Annotated in this window: 7 protein-coding genes; 2 read left to right on the forward strand and 5 right to left on the reverse strand. The window is 68.3% G+C overall.

The genetic code is table 11. The features are described 5' to 3' along the window. A partial coding sequence (locus V7067_RS14340) for a GTP-binding protein (protein ID WP_334176585.1) occupies positions 1-205 on the reverse strand: 205 nt, incomplete at its 3' end. Between the two features lie 127 nt (positions 206-332). Further along, on the reverse strand, positions 333-1,268 hold the full coding sequence (locus V7067_RS14345) for a LysR family transcriptional regulator (protein WP_334176586.1): 936 nt from the start codon (positions 1,266-1,268) through the stop codon (positions 333-335). A gap of 85 nt (positions 1,269-1,353) precedes the next feature. Between V7067_RS14345 and V7067_RS14350 the strand changes: the two genes are divergently transcribed. Further along, on the forward strand, positions 1,354-1,878 hold the full coding sequence (locus V7067_RS14350) for an N-acetyltransferase family protein (RefSeq protein WP_334176587.1): 525 nt from the start codon (positions 1,354-1,356) through the stop codon (positions 1,876-1,878). 243 nt (positions 1,879-2,121) lie between these two features. Then, positions 2,122-2,958, forward strand: coding sequence for a siderophore-interacting protein (locus V7067_RS14355; protein ID WP_334176588.1), 837 nt, complete (start codon positions 2,122-2,124; stop codon positions 2,956-2,958). Positions 2,959-3,064: 106 nt separating this feature from the next. Here V7067_RS14355 and rpsD read toward each other — a convergent pair whose 3' ends face one another. From rpsD to V7067_RS14370, 3 genes are all read right to left on the reverse strand, one after another. Next, the gene (gene rpsD / locus V7067_RS14360; RefSeq protein ID WP_334176589.1) at positions 3,065-3,682 is read right to left on the reverse strand and encodes a 30S ribosomal protein S4; all 618 of its coding nucleotides are present in this window, start codon (positions 3,680-3,682) and stop codon (positions 3,065-3,067) included. A 232-nt stretch (positions 3,683-3,914) separates the two neighbouring features. Then, positions 3,915-4,874, reverse strand: coding sequence for a glutamate racemase (murI, locus tag V7067_RS14365; RefSeq protein WP_334176590.1), 960 nt, complete (start codon positions 4,872-4,874; stop codon positions 3,915-3,917). A 158-nt stretch (positions 4,875-5,032) separates the two neighbouring features. Further along, entirely contained in the window at positions 5,033-5,932 is a 900-nt protein-coding gene (locus V7067_RS14370; RefSeq protein WP_334176591.1) for an RNA methyltransferase, read from the reverse strand. Positions 5,933-6,186: the final 254 nt, after the last annotated feature.

Here is a 6,186-nt window from a genome sequence, read left to right on the forward strand (position 1 = left end):
GATAGGTCAGGCGCACGGTCTGCGCCTTGATCGTGATGCCGCGCTCGCGCTCGATGTCCATCGAGTCGAGCACCTGTTCCTTCATCTCGCGTTCCGACAGCGCACCGGTGCGCTGGATCAGCCGATCGGCAAGCGTGGACTTGCCATGATCGATATGCGCGATGATCGAGAAATTACGAATGAGCGGGCGCGGTTCTGTCGTCATGGCGCGGAGATAGCATTGCCCCGGTTTGGCGCCAAGCGGGGAAAAGGACCCAAAGCCCCGGTTTCAGCCGTTTTTGCCGGCCGGTGACCGCGCCGCACCACGGCCGGCATGCGCCGGGCCCAGCGCCTCACTCATCCTTCAGGCCGGTGGTCAGCAGCGGGTCGGCCCGCTCCAGAATACCCAGCGTCCTTGCCCGCGCGGTCAGGCGGCGTGCAAGCTCCAGCTTGAGCGGCGCGTCCGCCACCCCGCCGCGGGCCGCCACAAGCGCGCTGTCGCGGCTCACCTGCGGTCCGTCCGCCGGGCTCAGCGCCACCAGACGGCCGGCGGCCAGATCGTCCTCGATCCATGTCCGCGGCATGTAGCCGACCGCCAGCCCCGCGCGGATCAGCGCCAGCCCCGGCCCGCCGGGCATGCGCGAGACCGCCCGTGCCCGTAGCCCGATCTGCATGACGGTATCGGGAAACACCTGCCACCACCCGAGCAGCAGATAATGCGGCACCACTGCGAACACATCGTCCAGCCCGGCATCGGCCGGCAACCGCTCCGCCACCCCGGCCGAGGCCGTCAGCACCACCTTTTCGCGAAAGATCGCCAGCGGAAACAGTTCGTCCAGCAACGGGTCGAGATTGGGCCAGCCCATGATGGCCAGATCGACGCCCCGGTCATGCACCCGTTCGGCGACGCTGCCATGGTTACCCTCGCGCAGCACCACTTCCACGAGCGGATATTCGGCCAGAAACGAGACCATGACGGGCGAAACCAGCGGTGAAACCAGAGAACGCAGCGTGCCGATGGCGATACGGCCGCGCTCAGCCGCCCGAATCGCGTCGACGCCTTCCAGCATCGTCGTCAGCACGCGGCGGGCATAGGGCAGGAAGGTGGCGCCGCGCTCGGTCAGGCGCACCTTGCGGCCACGCTCGAACAGCGGGCCGCCGAGCCCTTCCTCCAGAGCACGGATACGCATGGAGACGGTCGCCTGCGTAACCGAGAGCCGGGCCGCCGCCTTGGTGAACGAGCCGTCGCGCACGATCCGGTCGAAAGTGCGCAGATGATCGATATCCATTGAAATTGCTGATGTGTGAGTTTGGACAATTCAATCCTTGGCATGATAACATCAGGCCAATCAATTCATAACCAGCAGGCGTTCCATGAATATCATCGTCCGACCGGCCGTCTATGCCGATCTTCCGGCGATTCTGGCCATCTATAACGATGCAGTCGTCAACACGACCGCCATCTGGAACGAGACGCCCTCCGACCTCGCCGGCCGCACCGCATGGTTCGAGGAGAGAATCGCCGCCGGCTTCCCGGTTCTGGTCGCCGACGAGGATGGCATGGCGCTGGGCTATGCCACCTACGGGCCGTTCCGGCCTCATGAAGGTTATCGCCACACTGCGGAACTCTCCATCTACGTGCGCGCCGACCTGCGCGGACGCGGTGTCGGCAAGCTGCTGATGGCCCGTCTGGTGGAAGAAGCGACCGCGCGTGGCGTACACGTGCTGGTCGGCGGTATCGAGGCCGAGAACGAAAGCTCCATCCGCCTGCATGCCGCTTTCGGTTTCCAGAACTGCGGTGTGCTGCCTCAGGTCGGCGCCAAGTTCGGGCGGTGGCTGGACCTCCTGTTCATGGCACGGGTGCTGAACGATGCCCCGCCGGCCGACCCGAAAGCGTGATGCCATCATCGCGATTGCCAGTCAGTCGCGATGATGTTAACTGCTGAGAATGGGGTGACGTGGCGACAGCCACGGGCACCCCATTCATGTGCTTCCACGGCGGCCATGCCGCTGTGTGCGTAAGCGTTAACGTCAGTCAACGCGCCCCAAACTGAACCCGGAGGCCGGGTTTCGGGCGGTGGTGTGTTGCGCGTCGATGCCCGCTCACCCCTCGGCCCGGCCCTCCCCGATAACGGAGCCGAAATGGCCGTTTCTTCCCATTCTTCCGAAGCCGGGCCCCAGGCCCACGCCATGACGCGCGCCCGCTTTCCGCTGCGCTTCCGCCTGATCACGGTCCGCCGGGTCACCCGGCTTTCGCCGCACATGATCAGCGTCACCTTCGGTGGCGACCTCGAAGGCTTCCGCAGCGACGGCTTCGACGATCATGTAAAGCTGCTCTTACCGGCGCCCGGCGAGACGCAGCCCGTGTTGCCGGAGATCGGACCGGATGGCACGCCCGTGCTCGGCAACCGCGATCTCATCGCCCGCGATTACACCCCCCGCCGGTTCGACGTTGCCAGCGGCGAACTCGACGTCGAATTTGCCGTCCACGAGGCCGGCCCGGCCACGGCATGGGCGCTCAAGGCTGCTCCCGGCCAGACCATCGGCCTCGGCGGCCCCCGCGGATCCATGGTGATCGCCAGCGATTTCGACTGGTATCTGCTGGCCGGCGACGATGCCGCGCTGCCGGCCATCGCACGGCGGCTGGAGAGCCTGCCGGCGGGCGCCCGGGCCTTCGTCTTTGCCGAGGTCGAAGGCCGTGCGGACGAACTGCCCCTCGCCGCCCCGGCCGGCGCCGAGATCCGGTGGCTGCACCGAGGCGATGTCGAACCGGGCCTTTCCGGCGTGCTGGAGGAAGCCCTGTCTTCGTTCACGCCGCCGGCCGGCGACGGCCATGTTTGGATCGCGGCCGAGGCCGCCGTTGCCCGCCGCCTGCGGACGCAGTTTCTGGCGCGCCACGACCATCCGAAGGCATGGCTGAAGGCCGCCGCCTACTGGCATCGCGGCATTGCCGACTCCCACGAGCGCATTGACGACTGACGTATCCGGGACCTGACGCCGCCCGTGCGGATAAGACAAGCGAGCACGAAAAAGGCCGCCGGGTTGCCCCGGCGGCCCAAAGGATCGCAAGCAGGCCGAAGGCCGGTCAGCGCGAGTAGAACTCGACGACCAGATTCGGCTCCATCTGCACCGGATACGGCACATCGGCCAGCGCGGGAACGCGAACGTACTTCGCGATCATCTTGCCATGGTCGACGTCGAGATAATCCGGCACGTCACGCTCGCCCGACTGAGAGGCTTCCAGCACCAGCGCGAGCTGGCGGGAGGCTTCCTTCACCTCGACCACGTCGCCCGGGCGAACGCGGAAAGAGGGGATGTTGACGCGGCGGCCGTTGACCTTGATGTGGCCGTGGCTGACGAACTGACGCGCCGCGAACGGGGTCGGAACGAACTTCGCACGGTACACCAGCGCATCCAGACGGCTCTCGAGCAGGCCGATGAGGCGCTCGGAGGTATCGCCCTTCAGACGGGAGGCTTCAGCATAGATGGCGCTGAACTGCTTCTCGGAGATGTTGGCGTAATAGCCCTTCAGCTTCTGCTTGGCGCGCAGCTGCACGCCGAAGTCGGACAGCTTGCCCTTGCGGCGCTGGCCGTGCTGGCCCGGGCCATATTCGCGGCGGTTGACCGGGCTCTTGCCACGGCCCCAGATATTCTCTCCAAGACGGCGATCGATCTTGAACTTCGCCGAGTGGCGCTTGCTCATCGCAGTTTCCTGAAATCAAGAGGCTTTGGGGAAACGCGCCCTCCTTTGCGCGCACATGGCGGAAGCCATCTGCGGCCGACAGGGACACGGGCGAAGCGCTCGCCCGATCCCGCGGGAGCGTGAACGTCCTGCGCGCCGGCGCGTGCCGGCCCGTCGAACGGATGGCGGGTGCTAACCCATAAGCGCGGCCAAATCAAGGGGCGGCGCCGGGCCGGGCGGCTCTTTTGCCGTCTCAGGCGGCCGCAGGCGCCAGCCGCAGCGCCGAAAGCACTGCCGCAAGCGCGCCCGAAGCCGCGCGGCCGGAAGTGAAGATAACCTCGCCGCGGGGACCGGCATCGTTTTCCGGCGCACGGAAAGCCGGTGCGTCTGGCGCAAGCTGCAGCACATCGGCAACGCGGCGGGCGATGGCCGGGGCGGGATCGATCCAGTGCACCGGCCACGGCGCCAGCCGCACGAACATGTCGGCCAGAAAAGGATAATGCGTGCAGGCCAGCACCACCACGTCGGTGCGGCGCCCGTCGCGGTGCGTAACGAATGCCGGCGCCATCTCGGCGCGCATCTCCGCTTCGTCCGGGGCCTCGCCGCGCAGCCGCGCCTCCGCCAGGCCGGCAAGGCGGGCAGAGCCGACGAGCGTCACCTCGGCACCGTGTCCGTGGGTATTGATGAGGGCGCGGGTATAATCCCGCGCCACCGTGCCGGGTGTCGCCAGCACGCTGACCAGACCGGAGCGCGTGGCCGCCACTGCCGGCTTGATGGCCGGCACGGTGCCGACCACGGGCACCTCCAGCGCCGCCCGCAGCGCCGGCAGAACCAGCGTGGAGGCCGTGTTGCAGGCGATCACCACCGCATCCGGCTTCTCGCGGGCGCAAAGCCCGGTGATGATCTCCACCACGCGGGCCGTCAGCGCGTCCTCTGCCCATGCACCGTAGGGAAAGCCGGCGTCGTCGGCGACATAGCAGAAGCGCGCGCCCGGCAGGCGCGTCGCGATCTCGCGCTGAACGGAGAGGCCGCCGACCCCGGAATCGAACACCAGCACCTTCGGCGCCGCGCCGGCCCGCCCGCGCGCGGCCACCGGCCCCGCCCCGCCGCCGGCAAGGCTGCCGCCGGCTGCAAGGCCCGACTCGCGCCGCCGCACGGCGGCTCCGGCCCGCAGGCCGGCATAAAGATCGATCCCGGAAAAAATGGACGCCATCTGTTCCTGCCCCGACAAGGCGCTGGGACCGCTCAGCCTGCAGGCCGCCGGCTCCGCATGTTCCCAGAGAAACGCCGCTGTCATGAACGCGGCCTTAACACGGCCCCGCATCCGCCACGATGAACCCGCCCTGAGGCGGGAATCGGGCACGGCCGCCCTCAGGCGGCGCCGTCGCCCGGCTCCGTCCCCTCGCTGGCGCCTTCCTCGTGGTGCAGGCCGCGCGGCGGGGTGGTGGCCGGCCCTTTCTCCTTGTGGGGCCGCGTCGGGCGCTTCTCCAGCGCCGCGATCACCCCGCGCAGGGTGCGGGCCTCGCCGCCGGAAAGCCCCATGCGGCCGAAGATGTTGCGCAGGCCCCGCACCGCCACGGCGCGCCTGTCGTCGGCGCGGAAATAGCCCGCGGCATCCAGCGCCGTCTCCAGATGTTCGAACAGGCCGAGCAGTTCGCCCTTGGTCGCCGCCTCGCCGCCTTCATAAGTGGAGAACGGCAGCGCGCCGCCGGTGATGGCCCGCCGCCATTCGTAGGCGAGAATCAGCACGGCCTGAGCAATGTTCAGCGACGCGAATTGCGGATCGACCGGCAGGGTGACGATGGCATCGGCCAGCACCACCTCGTCGTTCGTCAGGCCGATGCGCTCCCGCCCGAACAGGATCGCCGTGTGCCGCCCGGCGGCACCCGCCGCCATGGCCCGGCCGGCGGCCGCGTCCGGTCCGATCACCTCCTTGATCATGTCGCGCTCTCGGCGCGTGGTGGCCAGCACCAGATCGCAATCGGCAATGGCCTCCTCAAGGGTGTCCCACACGGTGATCGAGGACAAAGCGGCTTCCGAGCGGGACGCTGCCGCGATGCCGCGCTCGTTCGGCCAGCCGTCGCGCGGGCGGACGAGACGCAGTTCCTTCAGCCCGAAATTGGCCATCGCCCGGATGGCGGTGCCAATGTTCTCGGCCATCTGCGTTTCCACCAGCACCACGACAGGCGGCGGCAGGCTGGCGGCATCGGCCCCGGCGGGGTGGCTGAGCTGTTCGGCATCCGGCGGGTTGCCGGCTTCGTGTGGGTTCATAACGGCCTCGGTTGGCAGGGCGGGCCGGTTTTAGTCCGCCGCGCCGGCAATTGAAATCGCCGGATGCGCCCGGCGCGGCGAAATTGCCGCGAGTGCCTTGCAAGATGGGCGCGTGTGTCGCTTGGCCGGACCGCCTGTCGGGTGCTATAGCAACCACGATCCATCGGTCCGGTTCCGGACCGGCCGGGCGCACTCATCACCCGGCCCCCTCCCGTCACCAGCTGCGCATGCACCGAGAGGCATTCCATGGCTAA

It is taken from the genome of Pseudoxanthobacter sp. (assembly GCF_036822375.1).
In the GTDB taxonomy this organism is placed as follows: Bacteria; Pseudomonadota; Alphaproteobacteria; order Rhizobiales; family Segnochrobactraceae; genus Pseudoxanthobacter.